The sequence below is a fragment of the Mesorhizobium sp. B2-4-12 genome (genome assembly GCF_006441575.1).
Taxonomy (GTDB): domain Bacteria; phylum Pseudomonadota; class Alphaproteobacteria; order Rhizobiales; family Rhizobiaceae; genus Mesorhizobium.
In genome coordinates, this window is record NZ_VFVC01000001.1 from 96,703 (window position 1) to 114,676 (window position 17,974).

General features: G+C 61.6%; 17 protein-coding genes and 1 riboswitch. Of the genes, 6 read left to right on the forward strand and 11 right to left on the reverse strand.

The window, feature by feature from the left end; genetic code table 11:
* Positions 1-265 precede the first annotated feature (265 nt).
* Together FJ934_RS00495 and FJ934_RS00500 are read right to left on the reverse strand one after the other, a co-directional pair.
* Entirely contained in the window at positions 266-1,366 is a 1,101-nt protein-coding gene (locus FJ934_RS00495; RefSeq protein ID WP_140606696.1) for a hybrid-cluster NAD(P)-dependent oxidoreductase, read from the reverse strand.
* A 20-nt stretch (positions 1,367-1,386) separates the two neighbouring features.
* Complete coding sequence (locus tag FJ934_RS00500; protein WP_140606697.1) at positions 1,387-2,634, reverse strand: aromatic ring-hydroxylating dioxygenase subunit alpha; 1,248 nt, start codon at positions 2,632-2,634, stop codon at positions 1,387-1,389.
* A 151-nt stretch (positions 2,635-2,785) separates the two neighbouring features.
* A riboswitch (cobalamin riboswitch) is annotated at positions 2,786-2,987 on the reverse strand.
* A 492-nt stretch (positions 2,988-3,479) separates the two neighbouring features.
* On the opposite strand from FJ934_RS00500, the gene FJ934_RS00505 reads away from it, so the two are divergent.
* From FJ934_RS00505 to FJ934_RS00515, 3 genes are all read left to right on the forward strand, one after another.
* Positions 3,480-3,677, forward strand: coding sequence for a DUF680 domain-containing protein (locus FJ934_RS00505; protein WP_140606698.1), 198 nt, complete (start codon positions 3,480-3,482; stop codon positions 3,675-3,677).
* Between the two features lie 72 nt (positions 3,678-3,749).
* Positions 3,750-3,956, forward strand: a complete 207-nt coding sequence (locus FJ934_RS00510; RefSeq protein WP_140606699.1) for a DUF680 domain-containing protein — start codon at positions 3,750-3,752, stop codon at positions 3,954-3,956.
* A 61-nt stretch (positions 3,957-4,017) separates the two neighbouring features.
* Positions 4,018-4,257: a DUF680 domain-containing protein gene (locus FJ934_RS00515; RefSeq protein ID WP_140606700.1), complete on the forward strand. Its 240-nt coding sequence runs from the start codon at positions 4,018-4,020 to the stop codon at positions 4,255-4,257.
* Positions 4,258-4,328: 71 nt separating this feature from the next.
* Here FJ934_RS00515 and ugpC read toward each other — a convergent pair whose 3' ends face one another.
* The 5 genes from ugpC to FJ934_RS00540 form a co-directional block, all read right to left on the reverse strand.
* Positions 4,329-5,441, reverse strand: coding sequence for a sn-glycerol-3-phosphate ABC transporter ATP-binding protein UgpC (gene ugpC, locus FJ934_RS00520; RefSeq protein WP_140606701.1), 1,113 nt, complete (start codon positions 5,439-5,441; stop codon positions 4,329-4,331).
* Positions 5,442-5,465: 24 nt separating this feature from the next.
* Positions 5,466-7,130, reverse strand: a complete 1,665-nt coding sequence (locus tag FJ934_RS00525; RefSeq protein WP_140606702.1) for an alpha-glucosidase family protein — start codon at positions 7,128-7,130, stop codon at positions 5,466-5,468.
* A 4-nt stretch (positions 7,131-7,134) separates the two neighbouring features.
* Positions 7,135-8,289 carry a carbohydrate ABC transporter permease gene (locus FJ934_RS00530; protein WP_140606703.1) on the reverse strand — a complete coding sequence of 385 codons (1,155 nt, stop codon included), beginning with the start codon at positions 8,287-8,289 and terminating at the stop codon, positions 7,135-7,137.
* A 1-nt stretch (position 8,290) separates the two neighbouring features.
* Positions 8,291-9,304, reverse strand: a complete 1,014-nt coding sequence (locus FJ934_RS00535; RefSeq protein ID WP_140606704.1) for a sugar ABC transporter permease — start codon at positions 9,302-9,304, stop codon at positions 8,291-8,293.
* A 176-nt stretch (positions 9,305-9,480) separates the two neighbouring features.
* Positions 9,481-10,836, reverse strand: coding sequence for an ABC transporter substrate-binding protein (locus FJ934_RS00540; RefSeq protein ID WP_140606705.1), 1,356 nt, complete (start codon positions 10,834-10,836; stop codon positions 9,481-9,483).
* A gap of 360 nt (positions 10,837-11,196) precedes the next feature.
* Here FJ934_RS00540 and FJ934_RS00545 point away from each other — a divergent pair, with 360 nt between their 5' ends.
* The 3 genes from FJ934_RS00545 to FJ934_RS00555 all read left to right on the forward strand — a co-directional run bounded on the left by FJ934_RS00545 (position 11,197) and on the right by FJ934_RS00555 (position 14,094).
* Positions 11,197-12,219 (forward strand): substrate-binding domain-containing protein, encoded by a 1,023-nt coding sequence (locus FJ934_RS00545; protein WP_140606706.1) that lies wholly within the window; start codon positions 11,197-11,199, stop codon positions 12,217-12,219.
* A gap of 152 nt (positions 12,220-12,371) precedes the next feature.
* Positions 12,372-13,472 carry a DUF262 domain-containing protein gene (locus tag FJ934_RS00550; RefSeq protein WP_140606707.1) on the forward strand — a complete coding sequence of 367 codons (1,101 nt, stop codon included), beginning with the start codon at positions 12,372-12,374 and terminating at the stop codon, positions 13,470-13,472.
* Positions 13,465-14,094, forward strand: coding sequence for an MAE_28990/MAE_18760 family HEPN-like nuclease (locus FJ934_RS00555; protein ID WP_140606708.1), 630 nt, complete (start codon positions 13,465-13,467; stop codon positions 14,092-14,094). Before FJ934_RS00550 ends, FJ934_RS00555 begins: the two co-directional genes overlap by 8 nt.
* A 23-nt stretch (positions 14,095-14,117) precedes the next feature.
* Here the strand turns inward: FJ934_RS00555 and FJ934_RS00560 are convergent, their stop codons facing one another.
* The 4 genes from FJ934_RS00560 to FJ934_RS00575 all read right to left on the reverse strand — a co-directional run bounded on the left by FJ934_RS00560 (position 14,118) and on the right by FJ934_RS00575 (position 17,972).
* Positions 14,118-15,650: a S8 family serine peptidase gene (locus tag FJ934_RS00560; protein ID WP_246671399.1), complete on the reverse strand. Its 1,533-nt coding sequence runs from the start codon at positions 15,648-15,650 to the stop codon at positions 14,118-14,120.
* A complete protein-coding gene (locus FJ934_RS00565; protein ID WP_140606709.1) occupies positions 15,640-16,308 on the reverse strand; it encodes an anti-sigma factor in 669 nt (222 codons plus the stop codon). Before FJ934_RS00565 ends, FJ934_RS00560 begins: the two co-directional genes overlap by 11 nt.
* Positions 16,305-16,871, reverse strand: coding sequence for a sigma-70 family RNA polymerase sigma factor (locus FJ934_RS00570; RefSeq protein ID WP_140606710.1), 567 nt, complete (start codon positions 16,869-16,871; stop codon positions 16,305-16,307). Before FJ934_RS00570 ends, FJ934_RS00565 begins: the two co-directional genes overlap by 4 nt.
* Positions 16,872-17,132: 261 nt before the next feature.
* A complete protein-coding gene (locus FJ934_RS00575) occupies positions 17,133-17,972 on the reverse strand; it encodes an alkaline phosphatase family protein (RefSeq protein WP_140606711.1) in 840 nt (279 codons plus the stop codon).
* Between the last annotated feature and the right edge of the window lie 2 nt (positions 17,973-17,974).

Consider the following 17,974-nt stretch of genomic DNA (forward strand, 5'->3'; position numbering starts at 1 on the left):
GCGTGCGCGCCCACTGTGTCGAGCAGCGTCGAAATGGGCACGACCGGTGCTCGCGCCGCTCGCCCAGCGGCAGTGCTGACATCGATCACCGGCTGCTCCCGCCACTGGAACTGACACCGAAAGCTAGCCGGGATTGCCTAAAGTGCGGTTAATCGCGCCATTACAGTCTGCGCGGTTCAGCCGGATTTTCGGTGGCACCGCGTCGCAGGCAACCAGGGCCGGCAAGCACCGACTGTTTCCCGGATCGGTTGAGGCCTTGAACCGATTATGCCTCGATTTCCAACGCCGACAGCGGCCTGGAGCAACAGGCCAGGATGAAGCCGTCATCGATCTCGTGATCGAGGATGCCGCCATTGTGGCTCATTTCGACATCGCCGAAGACCTTCTTGACCTTGCAGGTTCCACACAGGCCGAATTCGCAGGCCGCGGGTATCCGCACGCCCGAGGCGCGCGCCGTCTGCAGCACGGTCTGGCCGGCGACACATTCGGCATCGACGTCCGAAAGCGCGAAGCGAATCGCTGTCGCGGCTTCGGCGGGAACAGGGGCGCCGTCCTGTGCGGGCGCTGCGAACGGCGCCGGGATTTCCTCCACCACCGGCGCGGCGAAGCTCTCCTGGTGGTATTTCGTCATGTCGAAGCCGGCGGCTTCCAGCATGCCGCGCACGGCCCGCATGAAAGGATCCGGACCGCAGCAGAAGATCTCGCGTTCGCGAAAATCGGGCGCCAGCAGCGGCAGCCTTATGGCGTCGATACGGCCCATATGGCCGTACCAGCCCTCACGGCTTGAGCGCTCCTCGATCATGAAGCCGAGCGACAGGCCGGGCATATGGCCGCCGAGCAGTTCGAGTTCCTTGCGGAAGATGATCTCTTCGGGTCGGCGCGCGCAGTTGACGAAGCTGACATCGGTCCATGGCGCGCAGTCGTTCAGCCAGCGCAGCATCGACATCATCGGCGTCACGCCCGAGCCTGCCGAGATGAACAGATATTTGGCTGCCGGATGGCTGTGCAGCGAGAAGTCGCCGGCCGGCCCGTAGGCCTTGACGTGTGAGCCAGGCACCAGATGATCGAACATCCAGCGCGTACCAATGCTGCCGGCCTGTGCCTTCACCGTCACCGCGATCGAGAACGGCCTCGATGGCGACGATGACAATGTATAGGTGCGCATCAGCGGCCCGTCATCTGTCGGCAGTTCCAGCGTCACGAACTGGCCCGGCTTGTAGCGGAACCAGGTCTGGTTGTCGGAGCGGAAGGTGAAGGTCTTGACGTCAGGAGACTCGTCGCTGACCCCAATCACTTCCAGCACCTGGAGCCGGTCGTTCCAGGGCGCCATCTGGTCGAGATGGCGGTAAAGGCCAAGATCAGTCATCGCGTTCATCCTTTGGCCTCTCAGGCGACACTGCGGAGCGCTGGTCGACCATCCTCGGCGAGGCGCGGACCAATGAAACGCGCATACCAGTCGACGAACTGGATGACGCCACCCTCATGCAGCTCCGAATACGGGCCTGGTTCGTAGGCCGGCGACAGGATGCCGAAGGCGTTTTCCTCGACGATACGGCGATCCTGATCGTTGGTCTCGGTCCACACATGGGTGAGTTCGGCGAGATCGTAATCGACGCCCTCGACCGCATCCTTGTGCACCAGCCATTTCGTCGTTACCGCCGTTTCCGTGGCACTGATCGGCAGCACGCGGAAGGTAACGGCGTGATCGATCAGGATGTGGTTCCAGGTGGTCGGATAGTGATAGTGCATCAGGGTGCCGATGCGGTCGGCCGAGACGCTGTCGGAGAGGTTCTTCTTCACCGCCCGCTTGCCGCTCATCGTGTAGCTGACCGCGTCGCGCAGCAGCGGCGCGCGGGTGGCGCGATATTGCCCGGCCGGATCGATGCGGAATTTGCTCGGCAGGCCAACGGCCTCGCATTTCGCCCAGTGCGCGATCATCTCAGGATCGCTGTCGGCGCCCTGTACACCGGTCACGGTCGGCGCCTCCGGGAAGGTCTTGCAAAGCTCCGGATGGCTGCCGGCGCAATGATAGCACTCGCGGTTGTTTTCCCAGACCAGCTTCCAGTTGCCCTTCTCGACGATGGTGCTCTGGAAAGCGATCTTTGCTTCGCTCAGCCGGTGCGGCTTGAGATAGGGTTCGATCATCGCCCGCATCGGTGCGAAGTCGGCGGGCTCCCTGGCCAGGCAGATGAAGACGTAGCCGGCCACGCTCTCGCAGGCGACCGGCTTCAGGCCGAACTGGCCTTTGTCGAAACCGTCGGCCATCTGGCGGGCGAACAGCAGGCGGCCGTCGAGCTCGTAGGTCCACTGGTGATACGGGCAGACCAGTTTGGCCGCCAAGCCCTTGTCGGTGTTGCAGACGCGGCTGCCGCGATGGCGGCAGGAGTTGTGGAAGGCATTGATCTTGCCCTGCTGGTCGCGCACCAGCACGACCGGATAGTCGCCGATCTGCACGGTGATGAAGCTTCCCGGCTTCGGCAATTCGCAATCATGGCCGATGAACAGCCAGTCGCGATACCAGATCAGCTCCATGTCGAGCTTGAAGTAGTCCGGGTCGGTGTAGAAGGGCTGTTCCAGCGAAAAGCCCTCTCTGCGGCTGTTCAAGAGCCTCAGCATATCGTTGCGCGCATCCATGTCCTGTCCTCGCATTCATCGCATCGGCCCGTCCAAACGGACGCGCGTCGCTCTAATGACTGAACCGGAGGGGATGAGAGGAAGGACAAGGCTGCATGCCGGCAAGCGCCGGGCATGCGGCATCCGCCTCTTGACCGCCCACCGCGATCAGTCGAGTTCTACGATCTCTGGCTGGTTTCCGGGCTCTGGAGTGTCCTTGCGGACGGTCGCGACACCTTCCCAGGCTTGCGCCCAGTGGTCTCCCGTTGCGACTTGAACTCCACCACCGTCGCGGGGGCAGCGCCGGACTTTGACCGGCTTCCCAATTCTCCGCCCCGTCGTCACGAAGCGGCACCTGAGATGACATGATCTAATCACGACAGCGCTTGCGACATCGGCATGAAAGCGACATTGCATCCATGTGGCGCGACACCCATGCGCAACGATCTGGTCACGAGCAGCGACAGCGAAAATCATCGCGGTGACGGCCGCGCCGGGCGTCGGAATCGGCCCGGAGTGGAAGCAAAAAGGGTTAACGGTTTCGAAAAGTGACTATTAGCAGATTCTAAAATCGAACCGAACGGTTCGTTTCTGTTGACGGTGCGTGCAGGACGGTGTGAACGCCGAGCCTCCGATAGAGTCGGTGATGACGACACCGACTTTAATTAACGCGTTGATATTGCAACGGAAAAATCGCACGTGGAAGATCTTGGTACAATTTCAAGTAGTGGATTCATGGTCCACGTTGAACATCTTCGTGATTGGAAACGGCTAGCTGGCTCTCCCACATCGGGGTCGTCCGAACGACGCGATTTCAATCCCAAGACACGCCGCTAGACGGACGGAAAAATACTGGAGTACCCAAAATGAAAAAGATTGTTCTCACTGCCGCCGCCCTTCTGGCCATTTCCGGCAGCGCCTTCGCTGGTAGCGATCACTATGGTGCGAATGGCCCCGCGGCCACTGCTGCCGACAGCTCTTACACCGCTTCGATCAAGAAGTCGGAACCGGCTGCTCAGACGCCCACCCACGGTGCTGACCGCAACCTCTTCGGCAACAACTAACAGCCGATCTCCAGCAGGCGGCGGGTTTGGCCTGCCGTCCTGGCGACATTCGAAGAATTCAGGAGACTTGAAATGAAGAAGATCGCTCTTGCTGCCGTCGCCGTTCTGGCCATTTCCGGCAGCGCTTTCGCCGGCAGTGACAATTATGGTTCGAATGGCGCTAGCCAGCCGGCCGCCACGTCGACCGACAACTCATACACCGCTTCGATCAAGAAGTCCGAACCGGCGGCTCAGACGCCTACGCACGGTGCCGACCGCAACCTGTTCGGCAACAACTAATATCAACGACAACCGGCGGGCTTGCCCGCCGCTTGGATTCGCGAATACCGGAGTACCCGAAATGAAAAAGATTGTTCTTACCGCCGCCGCTCTTCTGATTGCCGCCGGCAGCGCCTATGCGGCCAACGACAATGTTGGCGGCACCGACATCAACAAGCAGGCGACGACCGCCAATGTCGACACTTCGCATACCGGCTCGATCCGCAATGAAGGATCGCCTGTCTACAAGCTGCTCAATTCCTCGGGTGACGCACAGAAGTCCGCCCCACAGGGCAGCGACCGGAATCTCTTCGGCCGTTAATAGCCGATGTGGAATACAAAAAGAGCCGCGGGCCGATGCCTGCGGCTCTTTTTTATCACCAGAACCCTGTTTCAGGCCGCCTTTGCCTCTACCTCGTGAAGCGCGAAGGAGCGGCCGTCCGCGTCGAAGATATGAAGGTCGCCGGCATCGGCGGTCAGCCGCAGCGTCGAGCCGCGCTTGACCTCGACATTGCCAGGCAGCTTGGTCACCAGGGGCAGGTCGGTCCTGCCGATGTCGACATAGACCAGCTGGACCTCGCCGAGTTGTTCGATATAGTCGACCGTCCCTTCGAACAGATAGTCCGTGCCGCTGGCGATCGCGAGATCTTCCGGGCGCACGCCGAAGCTTACCGCCGCGCCCTTCGCCGAAGCCGGTGTCGCGATCGGCACCGTCGCCTTGCGTCCGCCGACATGACTGATCACGGTCGGGCTGCCGGTCCTGTCGACGGTCGCCGGCAGGATGTTCATGGCCGGCGAGCCGATGAACTGGGCGACGAACAGATTGCCGGGCCTCTTGTAGAGTTCCATCGGTGTTCCGACCTGCTCGATATGGCCCTCCTTCAGCACCACGATACGGTCGGCCAGCGTCATCGCCTCGACCTGGTCGTGGGTGACGTAGATCATGGTCGTGTTGGGCATCGATTCCTTGAGCTTGGCGATCTCGATACGCGTGGCGACACGCAGCGCGGCGTCAAGGTTCGACAGCGGCTCATCGAACAGGAACACTTTCGGATTGCGCACGATGGCGCGGCCGATGGCGACGCGCTGACGCTGACCGCCCGACATCGCCTTGGGCAGACGGTCGAGATACTTGGTCAGCTGCAGGATTTCCGCCGCCTGGCGCACGCGCTTGTCGATCTCGGCCTTGCTTTCCTTGCCGATCTTCATCGAGAAGGCCATGTTGTCGTAGACGGTCATGTGCGGATAGAGGGCGTAGGACTGGAACACCATGGCGATGCCCCGCTTCGACGGCGGCACGTCGTTGACAACCTCGCCGTCGATCCTGAGTTCGCCTGAGGTGATCTCCTCGAGCCCGGCGATGGACCGCAGCAAGGTCGACTTGCCGCAGCCCGACGGGCCGACGAAGACGATGAACTCGCCCGATTTGATGTCGAGGTCGATGCCGTGGAGAATGTTGAGATTGCCGTAGGACTTCTTCACTTGTCGCAGCGTGACATCGGCCATGATTTTCTCCCGGTGATTTGAAATTCAGTCTATGCGCCCGAACCAGGCGCCGTAGCCGCCGAGGCGGACGGTGCCTGTGTCTGCCTTCTCCGAAAATCCGTGTCCCGGCAAAGGTTGCAGCGATCGGTCGCCAAGGTCAACCTCGGCCGGCTTGGCGCCCAGATTGAAGACACAGACGATCTGCTCATTGCCTGCCCGGCGCGTGAAGGCGACGGTGTCGCCCTGGCTTTCGATGAAATTGATATCGCCCTTGGCCAGCGCCGGATGGGCGCGGCGGAAGGCGAGAAAGCGCCGGTAGTGCTCGAGCAGTGACGTCTCGTCACCCTGCTGTACATTGACCGCCTGCGACAGATGCTTGGCCGGCACCGGCAACCATGGCTTTGCCTGGGAGAAGCCGCCATTCTTGGCGCTGCCGTCCCACACCATGGGCGTGCGGCAGCCATCCCGGCCCTTGAATTCCGGCCAGAAGCGGATGCCATAGGGATCCTGCAGGTCCTCGAAGCGCAGGTCGGCCTCGCCGAGCCCGAGTTCTTCGCCCTGATAGATGCAGACCGAGCCGCGCAGCGACATCAGCAATGCCGAAATGACCTTGAGATAGGCGACCGGGTCGGCCTCGTTGGCGGCCCAGCGCGAGGCCGGGCGCATCACGTCATGGTTGGAAAACGCCCAGCACGACCAGCCGTCGCTGGCGACCTTGCCGAAGGCTTCCAATACCGAGCGGACCTTGGCGGCGCTGATCTTCTCCGGCGCCAGGAAGTCGAAGGAATAGCACATGTGCACGCGCTTGCCGCCGGCGGTGTAGGCCGCGACCACGTCCAGCCCGCGCTGCGAATCGCCGACCTCGCCGACCGCGGCGGTTGCCGGATATTCGTCGAGCAGCGCGCGGAAACGCTCGAGGAAACCAAGGTTCTCCGGGCGGCTCTTGTCGTAGATATGGTCCTGGTAATTGTAGGGATTGACCGCCGGCGCGGTCTGGTCGTTTCGCTCCTCGGGCGGCAGCGGCGGATTGTTTTCCAGCCCCTGGCTGTGGAAATAGAAATTGATGGTGTCGAGCCGGAAGCCGTCGACGCCGCGCCCCAGCCAGAAACGGGTGACGTCGAGCAGCGCGTCCTGGACCTCATGGTTGTGGAAGTTGAGGTCCGGCTGCTCGGCGAGAAAATTGTGCATGTAATATTGCTGGCGGCTGGTGTCCCACTGCCAGGCCGATCCGCCGAAGATCGACAGCCAGTTGTTGGGTGGCGTGCCGTCGGGTCTGGCATCCGCCCAGACATACCAGTCCGCCTTGGGATTGGTGCGGCTCGACCGGCTCTCCTTGAACCACGGATGGATGTCGGCGGTGTGCGACAGCACTTCGTCGATCATCACCTTGAGGCCCAGCCGGTGCGATTCCGCAACCAGCGCATCGAAATCGGCAAGCGTGCCGAACATCGGGTCGACGTCGCAATAGTCCGACACGTCGTAGCCGAAATCCTTCATCGGCGATTTGAAGAAGGGCGAGATCCAGATGGCGTCCGCGCCAAGCGCGGCGATGTAGGGCAGGCGCCGTACTATGCCTTTCAGGTCGCCGATGCCGTCGCCGTCGGAGTCCTGGTAGGAGCGCGGATAGATTTGATAGATGACCGCGCCACGCCACCAGTCACGGTCGATGGCGGGATCCGGTCTCGAAGTCGCCTTCAAAGCCGATTGCATTGTCTCAACCTCCTTTCACCGAGCCGGCCAGCAGCCCGCGGACGAAATAGCGCTGCAGGGAGAAGAAGACGATCAGCGGCACGATGATGGTGATGAAGGCTGATGTCGTCAGGATCTCCCAATTGCCGCCGCGTGAGCCGAGCAGCGCATTGAGCTTGGCCGTCAGCACGATCTGGTCGGGCGCCGTACCGAGGAAAACCATCGCCACCAGGAGATCGTTCCATACCCACAGGAATTGGAAGATGGCGAAGGAGGCAAGCACTGGGAAAGACAGTGGCAGCACGATCTTGACGAAGATCTCGAAGTCGCTGGCGCCGTCGATGCGCGCCGATTCCATGATCTCGCGCGGCAGGCCGGCAATGTAGCTGCGCAACAAATAGATGGCGAAGGGCAGGCCGAATCCGGTGTGCGCCAGCCAGATGCCGAGATAGGTCTTTGACGGCACGCCGAAGAAAGTGCCGACGCCATTATAGAGCCTGAGCAGTGGAATGAGCGACATCTGCAGGGGGACTACTAGCAGGCCGATGATGACCGCGATCAAAAGCGCGCGGCCGGGAAAGCGCATCCACGCCAGCGCATAGGCCGCGAAAGCCGCGATCAGGATCGGGATAACCGTCGCCGGGATGGTGACCGTCAGCGAGTTCACGAAGGAGCGGCCGATGCCTTCCGAGAACAGCACGGTCTGATAGTTGTCGGTGGTGAATTTCGGCGGAGCCGAGGAGGCGAAATAGACACGCTGGCCGCGATCGCCTTCGAACGGCTTGGGCGAGGCAAGCACGAAACTGCCGTCGGCGTTGACCTGCAGGGTCACGCCGTCACCGAGATCCGCTGGCGTGCCGGCCGGATACTGTGTCGGCGCGGCGGCCTTGACACCGAAGGCGCTGATCGCGCGCTTGGCGCCATCGCCGAAAATGTTGCCTTCGATGACGTATTTGCCGTCCTTCTGGGTCTGCGTCGAGGCGGCCGGCAATCGTCCGGCCTCAGTCTGGCTCGAACTGGCAAAGGAATTCCACCAGCCCGAGGCGACGATCTGATCCTTGTCGCGCAGCGACGAGACGAGGATACCGAGCGTGGGGATGGTCCAGATCACGACGAAGACGAGCACCGCGATGTGGACGCCGAAACGGCCGACAAAGGACTTTCCGGTGGTGACGGCCATCTCAGTGCCCTCCCGTCTCTTTGTTGGCCTGACGGATGTTCCAGATCATGATCGGAATGACCGCGATCATGATGATGATGGCGATCGTGGCACCGCGGCCGAAATCGCCGCCGCCGCGAAACATCCAGTCGAACATCAGATTGGCCAGCACCTGGCTATTCCATTGGCCGTTGGTCATGGTCAGCACGATGTCGAACACTTTCAGCACCAGGATGGTGATTGTGGTCCACACCACCGCGATGGTGCCCCAGATCTGCGGCACCATGATCTTCCAGAAGATCTGGAACGGGTTGGCGCCGTCGATAACCGCGGCCTCCAGCGTTTCTTCCGGAATGCCGCGCAGCGCCGAGGACAGGATAACCATGGCAAAGCCGGTCTGGATCCAGATCAGGATGATCATCAGGAAGAAATTGTTCCAGAACGGCAGCGATATCCACACCTGCGGCTGGCCGCCGAAATGCTGGATGACGGCGTTAAGCAGGCCGATCTGGATCTGGCCTTCACCACGATATTCGTAGATGAATTTCCAGATCACGCTGGCGCCGACGAAGGAGATGGCCAGCGGCAGGAAGATCAGGCTCTTGGCAATCGTGCCCCACCAGATCTTGTCGGTGAGCACGGCGATGATCAGGCCAAGGAAGGTGCAGGCCGCCGGCACCACCGCCAGCCACAGGATGTTGTTCAGGATCGAGTTTCGCAGATCCTGATCGCGCAACGCCCATTCATAGTTGGCAAGCCCTACGAAACTGGTGCCGCCACGGTCGAAGACGGAGAGCCACAGCGTCGCGATCACCGGATAAATCAGGTAGATGGTCAGGATGATCAGAGCCGGGCCGACGAACAGCCAGGGCCGCACCAATCCCTGCCGGCGCAGATTGTTGACGGCAGCCGTGCCGGAGACCCCGCGCGAGGGGAATATCAGGTCGAGCAGTTTGTTGGCGCCCCAGAAATAGGCGACACAGCCGCCGACGCCGATGATGATGACAAATATGGCCGAGAAGATCTGAGTCGCCATGGGTCCCTCTCCCTGCGCATGATCGGCCAGGCAGTGCTGGCGACCGGATGCACCGACTTTCAGTTGTTCGGAACAATCGAAACGCTAAGGCATCCGGTGTGCGGCGCCGGTCGGACCCGGGCCGTAGCCCGGATCCAGCAGGAGGATCTGGAAGGTTCAGGTCGCGTCGCAGCGGCCTACTTGATTGCGTCCCAGCTCTTCTGGACATCGGTGGCGACGTCCTGCGCGGACTTGCCCCCGACCAGGTCGATCATGCCGGTCCAGAAGGAGCCCGCACCGATCTTGCCGGGCATGAGGTCGGAGCCGTCGAACCGCACCGTCGTCGCTCCGATCAGGATCTCGCCCTGCTTCTTAAGCGCCTCGCTGCCATAGGCGTCCTTGTTGGCCGCCTTGAACGGGGTGACGAAGCTCTTCTGCGCCATCCACAATTCATGCGCGAGCGGCATCTGCAGGAACTTGATGAATTCGCGCGATGCCTTGGAATCCTTGGTGATCATCACCAGCGTTCCGGCCACTTCCAGCGGCGTGCCCAGTTCCGGCTTTGAGGCGAAAGGCGGATAGTAGAAGAAGTCCGCGTCCTGGCCGAGCTTCACGCCCTCCGGGAAGAAGGAAGGGATGAACGACGCCTGATGGTGCATGTAGCACTTCGGCGGTACGGTAAAGAGGCCCTTCGGGCTGTCACGGAAGTCGGTCGCGGCCACGGCCTTGGCACCGCCATCCACCATCTTGTCGTCGGTGGCGATCTTGCCGAAAATGTCGATGGCGTTGACCACAGCCGGATCGTTGAACGGGATCTCGTTCTTCACCCATTTGTCGTAGACTTCCGGCGGCTGCGTGCGCAGCATGATGTCCTCGACCCAATCGGTCGCCGGCCAGCCGGTGGCGCCGCCGGAGCCAAGCCCGATGCACCACGGTTTGCCACCATCGGCGATGATCTTCTTTTCGAGGTCGGCGAGTTCCTCCTGCGTCTTAGGCACCTTGTAGCCGGCTTCCTGGAAATTGTCGGGGGAGTACCAGACCAGCCCCTTCACGTCGATCTTGTAGGGAAAGGCGTAGAAGCCGGACTTGCCGTCCTTGCCTGTGTAGGTGCCGAGCTTGGCCCAGGAGTCACCTGCGGCGTAGTTCTCCTTGATCCAGGCGGCCACGTCGTCGCCCAGCGGGGTGAGCACGCCCTTGGAAGCAAGGTCCTGGATGAGGCCCGGCTGCGGCAGGACGGCGATGTTGGGCGGGCTGCCGGCCTGGGTGTCGATGACGATCTGCTGCTCGTAGTTCTCGGACGAGGAATATTTGACCTCCGCGCCGGTGGCCTCGGAGAAATAATCGAGTACCGAACGGACAAGCGTCTCGTCCTCGCCACGCCATGGCCCGAAGATCGACAGGGTCTCACCCTTGAGATCGACTTTCTTGAGGTCTTCGTAATTCGCCCAGTGAAAACGCGGATCCTCGCCTGGTTTGAACTTCAGTTCGGCCTGCGCGGGCGCGCTCAGGGCAAGCGTGGCAAACGCTACACCCAGCAAAAGCATTTTCTTCATCGGTATTCCCTCCCAGTGGGTCACATGCACCGGACGGAACCTCCATTCCGCCCGCCGACGCCGCAGGACTGTGACTCAGTCGCAAGGGAACCGCAACCTTTCGAAGAGTCTTCCAAAGCGCTTTGGCTACTTCGATCTCGCCATTGAATCGACCGGAAGTCAAGAGGGCGGCAGCCTAGTCGATTTAATCTCGGCCGCTTGGAGTCCAAAAGTGCGCCGCAGCATAGTTTCTGGCGCTGCAGCAGCAATTTTTGTTTCAAACTCACGCCTCGCGCGCTTATGGTTATCATCTCACGGCCGCGCACTTGCAGTGCTTGGGTCGATTCAATTTAAAAGCGCTTTGAGGCGAGGAGGCCTCTCGTGAATCTCAAGCAACTCGCGCATATGCTGGCGCTCTCGCAGACCACGGTAAGCCGTGCGCTGAACGGCTATCCAGAGGTCAACGAGGAGACGCGCAGGCGCGTCATGGACGCAGCCAAGCGGCATGGCTATCGCCCCAACCCGAGCGCGCGCCGGCTGGCGACCGGCAAGTCGGGGATGATCGGCTACGTCCTGCCGACGGGTGCGGCCGTCGACATCGATCCGCATTTCGTCGAATTTCTCTCCGGCCTCGGCGACTATGCCCGCGCGCACGAACTCGACCTCGTACTGTCGCCGGCCGACGCCGACGACCAGGAGACGACCTACCGGCGTATCGTCGCCAACCGGCAGGTCGACGCCGTCTACATTTCCTCGCCACGGCCGGCCGACCGGCGCGTGGCGCTGGTCAACACACTCGGCATTCCGTTCATCGTCCATGGCCGCAGCGAAGGCTTCGGTTTCGACTATCCCTATCTCGACATCGACAATGAGGGCGCCTTCCACGAGGCGGCGCGGCTGCTCGTTCAACTCGGTCACCGGCGGCTGGCGCTGATCAATGGCGACGACCGCGAGACCTTCGCCATCCACCGCGAGCGCGGCGTGCGCCGCGCGCTCGCCGCGAGCGGGTTGACCCTGGGCGACCGCCATGTCTGCTCCGTCGCCATGACCGAGGAGAACGGCTATCGCGCCACCAGGCGCCTGCTCGAACAGGATGGCGCGCCCACCGCGATCGCCTGCTCCAGCCTGATCATGGCGCTGGGCGTCGTGCGCGCGGTGCGCGACCTTGGCCTCAGCATTCCCGGTGACGTCTCGCTGATCGCTCATGACGACGTCTTTCCCTGGCTGAGACCCGAAAATTTCTCCGTTCCGCTGTCGACGACGCGCTCCTCCATCCGTCTCGCCGGCGCCCGTGTCGCCGAGCGGCTGGCGGCGCGGATCTCGGGGCTGGAAGAGGGCGCGCGTGGCGAGATCTGGCCGGTCGACCTGGTGGTCAGGGGATCGGTCGCCGGGGCGCCGGTCTAGGTGCCAAAAGGTCAATCATTTGAATGAGTGAGGGCAACCTATTGCAGATCCGCAAATCGCCCTGAACGCCCTCGTTCTGAGCCTGCAGCCAACTATCGCCTTTCTCGGAATTTTCGCCTAAGACCCTTGGACTAAGAATAGTGGGGACTCGAATGCTTAAAGAAGAAATTGACGACGCAAAGCGTGCAGTGAATACAGACACTGTTCAGATTACAATCGGAGAAGTGGGTAATATGTACACTTCAAAAGAATTAAATATTCTACCAGATTTTCAGAGATTGTTTCGATGGACTAACGAGAGAAAATCTAATTTTGTCGAGTCAATATTAATCGGGATCCCGGTGCCGCCGGTGTTTGTGTATGAAAATGAGGATGGTACGTGGGAATTGATTGATGGCCTTCAGCGAATTTCCACTCTCCTCGAGTTCATGGGCGTGTTGAAGGATGTCGACTCCGGTGAAAGTCGTCGATCCAAACTTCAAAAGACCAAGTATTTGCCGTCGCTTGAAGGGATGGTTTGGGAGCATAAGGAAGATAACGAGGTGCCGCTCGATAAGGCATTGCAATTGTTCTTCCGAAGAGCTCGAGTGGATTTCCAGATTCTCAAGCATCCCAGCGATCCAAAGACCAAGTTCGATCTCTTTCAGCGCCTCAACCGAGGCGGTGCTTATGCCAACGAGCAAGAGGTTAGGACTTGTTCCATGGTCTTGGCCAATGCCGAGTTCACTCAGGCGATACGCACATTCGCGCAGCGGGATGATGTTAAGGGCATTTTCCAAATTACCAATGAACAAAAGGGCACGCAACGTGATGTGGAATACATAGTGCGGCTAATCGTGCATACGTTTGCTGACTACGACCGCAGCTTAGACGTGCAAGAATTCCTTGATGCTACGATTGTTGACATATTGGCCGGGAAGGATCGCGTAGAAGTTATGCAAACGATCACTTGGACAGTGGAGACCCTCCATAGAGTGCTTGGCAACGGAGCGTTGATCCCGCCGCAAGATGCCGGTGAAGGCATCGCCAATCGGTTCTCTTTGCGGGCGCTTGAAGCCATTGCGGTGGGGATCGGTCGGAACAAGGTTGCAATTATGAATCATGGACATCCAGACCAGTTTGTTGCCGAAAGAATCCAGCGCTTCTGGCAACGGCCGGAGGTCGCTGACATGAGCGCATCCGGGCTACGCGGGACCGTAAGATTACAACGAACCATTCCATTTGGGGAGCAATGGTTCAGCCCGAATGCCTAAACTGGACGACTTCTTTGATGAGATCGACGCTGCAAGGGTGCGACGAGCGAAGGAACTCTCCGAGGTCAAGAGATCATTCGGCCGACTCGCGGGCAATGATGTCTACGGCGTTGCGTCCAAGGCGGTTGTCGTGCTCGCCTATGCCAATTGGGAGGGTTTCTACAATGAATGTGTGCGCGCTTACCTGAAATTTTTAGTTGAGAAAGGCGGTAGGGTTCGGGACCAGGACTGGATGCTTTTGGTCAGCGCGTTTCATGCGGATTTTGAAAGCATGCGAGACAGAAACCATTCGCTCGATTCGCGCCAGGCTTTCGTCAAGAATCTGCAAGCCCGCATCGACTGTGGGTTCGACTCGGTTGATGGCAAAATCGTCGAAGCTCGTTCCAATTTGGACTTCGCGAGGCTGTCTGAAAACTACGGCCTTCTCAACTTCGATCTATCCACAATGCAAAAGGTCCGAAATCGACTAGACAAGGAACTGGTCGGTTGGCGGCATGCGGTCGCTCATGGAGACTCTCCCGACCTCACAACTATGGATGTGGAGGCTCACATCAATTTCACGTCTTCGCTACTCATACTAATTGCCGACCGATTCCAGTTCGCAATGCTGGCAAGGATTTAGCCGGGATTCCTAAAAGCAGCACACTACTCCTTAGCCGCCTCAGCTCCCTTGATATCCAGCAGCCCATAGCCGAAGTCGTTGTCGCGCCCCTTGGGGCCGAGATCCCTGGCAGTCGTGGCGAGCGCCTTCTCGATGTTGTCGGCCGAGCGGTCGGGCGCGGCATGGATCAGGTTGGCGATTGCGCCGGAGACGATCGCGGCGGCAAATGACGTGCCGGTAACCACGTCCGAACCGGCGCCGCTCGGCGCCACCATCTCGACGCCCGGCGCCGAGATGAAGACGTAGGCGCCGCGATTGGCCTGCGGCATCAGCGCGTCCTTGGCGTCGGTAGCGGTCACCGCGATGACGCCGTCGAAGGCGGCCGGATAGCCATAGGGCGCTTTCGGCCCGTTGTTGCCGGCGGCGGCGACCAGCACCATGCCGAGCGCCCACGCATTGCGGCAGGCGGTGCCGAGCAGGTCGTTCTTCGGGCCGACGAAGCTCATGTTGATGATGCTGACGTTCTGCTCGGCAGCCCAGTCGAGCGCTGACAGGATGACGTCCATCGTCGACTTGCCGCCTTCGAAGGCGCGGGCGTGATAGATGCGGGCGCCCGGTGCCATGCCCTCCAGCGCGCCGACACCGGCGATCAGCCCGTCGACCGAGGTGCCATGGTCGCGCTTTTCGATCGGCACATCGGGCATGGCATCGAATTGCGCGGCGATGACGCCGGCCAGCGCAGGATTGCTGTCGTCGATGCCGGTATCGATCACCGCGACACGGACGTTCTCGCCGCTGGCCTGTCTGGAATCGAGCGCGATGCGGTCAAAGGCATAGTTTACGATGCCGGCCGCCTGCTGCAGCGAGTAGATGTGGTTGGGTTCGCGCCGCTGCGTGCGGCCGTCGGCGGCAAGCTGTGCCAATACCACGCCGACGGGGCGGCCGTCAGGAATGCCGAAGCGGACCAGAGTGGTGCCGAGCAGCCGGGACTGGCGCTGCGAGCGCACTTCGAGGCCAAAGGAGGCGGCGATCTGCTGCACGGCGCCGGCATCGCCATCGACCGTCACCAGCACCTCGTCGGGCACGAAGTCACCGGCGACGGCGCGCGGCGGCTGAACGGCGATGAGATCGGTCGGCGACACGATCGGCCCGCTCGGCGGCGGACCGGCCTGGTTGTTGGCCGGCGGCGTCGCCGGCTGCGGCCGTGGGGCCGGCACCGGCGCAGGGTTGGGAAAAAGATCGACGATCAGGGCGGGAAGAAAGACCGCCTGACCAGGACCCGCGTCGCCGGCCCTGTTCTTGGCGCCATTGCCGTCCTTGGCGCAATCGGCACCGGCCGCGTTGGCCCCGTTGCGACAGTCGATTTTCGTGCCGTCCGGATTGGTCCCGCTGGTCTGCGCCGAGGCAGGCACGGCCGCGATTGTCGCCGCCGCCGCCAAAGCAATTCCAGCAAAAGTGCGTAGTGGTTTTCCGTCCGGAATTGCGAAAAGGAAAGCGGATGGAGCGGATCGACGTTTCGGTGAAACGGTGAACCGCTCCAGGATCGCCGCAAATCGAATGACCGCCTCAGCCGCCATCAGCCGGTTTCCTTCCCTCGATCACAGTCTCGGTGAAAGGCTGGGCGGCAATAAGGCCGAGCTCCTTGGTGTAGTCGGCCGTGTTGGCTGCGGGAATGGCGAGCCGGAACACGCCGTCGGCGGTCGGTCCGCCGATGATCTTCAGCCCTTTGCCGCCGAGGAAGCTGGAAACGTCGGACATCTTCGCATCCGGCTTGAACTTGACCAGCGCGAACGGCATCTTCGCCAGATCGTCCTCGGCGCCGGCAATCTCGAAATCCTTGCCTTTGCCGCCGGGCTGCACCAGCGACTGCACCACGATCAGCGCCAGCAGGACCGCCGCCGCCGCCCAGGCGACACCGGCGGGCACCGCCATGAAGCGGCCCCAGGCCTGCGCCAGCCAGGACGAGCCGGCCGGCATCCGCGCCGGTCCTGCCTCTGCCTCGAGCGTCTTGGCGAAGCGGCTGAGCGCGTCGGCGGGCGGGCGGATCGCTTCATTGGCGGCTGATGTGCCCGAGAATTCGGCCTCGGCCTCGCCAAGGGCGGCAAGAGCGGCCGGATCGCTGGCCAGCCATTCCTCGACGGCCTCCAGTTCCGCCCCTTCCAGCGAGCCGTTCAGATAGAACGGCAGCAGCGTTTCCATTTCGTCGCGGCGCGACATCTTTTCAGCGGCGCTCATGGCCACCCCCTGTCGTAACTGGCGGCCTTGAGGGCCTCGCCGAGTTTCTTGCGGGCGTAGAACATCCGGGTCTTGACGGTCGCCCCCGGGATGCCGAGCACCTCGCCGATCTCGGTCACCGACTGTCCATGAAAATAGGCGAGGTCGATCACCGTGCGGTGTTCTTCGGGCAAGGCGTCGATGAAACGCCGCAAGGCGGCGGCCTTGTCTTCCTTCATGGTGACGACTTCCGGCGTGTCGGCACTGTCGGGCACCGCGGCTGCGGCCTCATCGTCGATCCAGTCTTCCTTCTTCTTGCGCAGCAGCGACAGCGCCTTGAACCGGGCGATGCCGAGCAGCCACGTCGAGACTTCGGAGCGTCCTTCGAAACCCGGCGCCTGGCGCCACAATTCAAGGAACACTTCGTTCGCGATATCGTCAGCCATCATCTCCGATCCCGTCTGGCGCGCCACGAAGCGGTAGATCCGCGCGTGGTGACGCATGAACAGGAGCCGCACGGCGGCCCGGTCGCCCTTCGCGACCCGGTCGACAAGCGCGCGATCGGTCTCCGTCGCCGCCGTCATGGCCGGTCGAGCCGCCTGGCTCCTGCCTGCTCTGTCGCTGAACAGCCCAAAAAGGTTCATCCTCCGCCAAGGAATTCGCGGAGGCTAACCGAAGAGCGGGAAGGTTGCCAGAGTATCCCTTCTCCCCGTTCCACGGGGAGAAGGTGCCGGCAGGCGGATGAGGGGCAGCACGAGCGTTGGAGTGATCATATTCGACGTTTACGCTGCCCCTCACCCCTACCCGGAATGGGGGGAGGGGGCTCCAACGTCACGGCTGCCCACTCACACCAAAAACGGTTTCGCCTTCATCGTCGCCGGCACCGGCACCCCGAGCCGGCTCAACACCGTCGGCGCCAACTGCAACTGGTCGAGCAGTACATCTGCCTCCGGTCCCTTGCTGGCGCCGAAATAATACAGCGCGAAATCCTGCATCTCATCATCACGGCCGCCATGATGGCCGCGATCCGTTTGACCGTGATCGGCGGTAACCATGACCTCGTAGCCGGCCGCGATCCAGCCCGGCAGGAAGGCCGCCAGCATGCCGTCCATGGCGTAGCAGGCATGGTCCATCTCGTGGCAGTCATGGCCGAAACGGTGGCCCATAGAATCCAGCGTGCAGGTGTGCAGGATGCCATAGTCGATGCCGTGGCGTTTGGTCAGCATGGTCAGCGTCGCGAACAGGTCGACGTCGCTCGGCGTCATCTGGTTGCGGGCGTTGTAGCCGGTCATTGTGTGGAAGCGGCCATGCGTGATCGGCCCGCCGGGCTCGTCATATTCCATGTCCTCGACGAGATCGAATGGATAGGAACGGAAGAATTCCGACCAGTAGGAGTGGGTGACCGCGCCGGTCTTGCCTCCGGCCTTGCTGACTTCGCAGAAGATGTCGGGCTGCTCGACCCGGAACCGGTTCTCGTTGGACAGGATACCGTGCACCTGTGGCGACACCCCGGTGTGGATCGAAGCGTAGCAACAGGCGGAGGTCGACGGCAGCACGGAACGCATTTTCCACACTTGCGCCTCGCCGGACTGCACCCAACCTTCGAGATTGCCCATCAGCCGGCGCCAGTTCCGGTAGGGCACGCCGTCGAGGATGATCAGCAAGAGTTTGGACTTGAGTGCCATCA